This is a genomic window from Pseudomonas sp. SIMBA_067 (assembly GCF_046534675.1).
Classification (GTDB): Bacteria; Pseudomonadota; Gammaproteobacteria; order Pseudomonadales; family Pseudomonadaceae; genus Aquipseudomonas; species Aquipseudomonas putida.
On record NZ_JAWRYH010000242.1, the window covers coordinates 1 to 294 of the forward strand.

Genomic DNA, 294 nt, shown 5'->3' on the forward strand with positions numbered 1-294 from the left:
TGGCTTGTCGTCGTCACGCACGCTGATGAACGCGGTACCGCCGGTCGGCAGCACTTCGCTGGCACCCATCTGGGCCTTGGCGAAGGCTTCACCGAAGCTGTCACCCACGCCCATGACTTCACCGGTCGATTTCATCTCAGGGCCGAGGATCGGGTCAACCCCTGGGAACTTGGCGAACGGGAAGACGGCTTCCTTGACGCTGTAGAAGTTCGGGATGATTTCCTGGGTGAAGCCCAGCTCTTTCAGGGTTTTGCCAGCCATCACGCGGGCGGCGATCATGGCCAGGGAAGTGCC

The 294-nt window shown here is 61.6% G+C and carries 1 protein-coding gene; it reads right to left on the reverse strand.

Annotation, left to right across the window (positions count from 1 at the left end):
* Positions 1 to 294 (reverse strand): hypothetical protein (locus SB765_RS28925; RefSeq protein ID WP_410932391.1); only part of this gene is annotated, 294 nt, incomplete at both ends.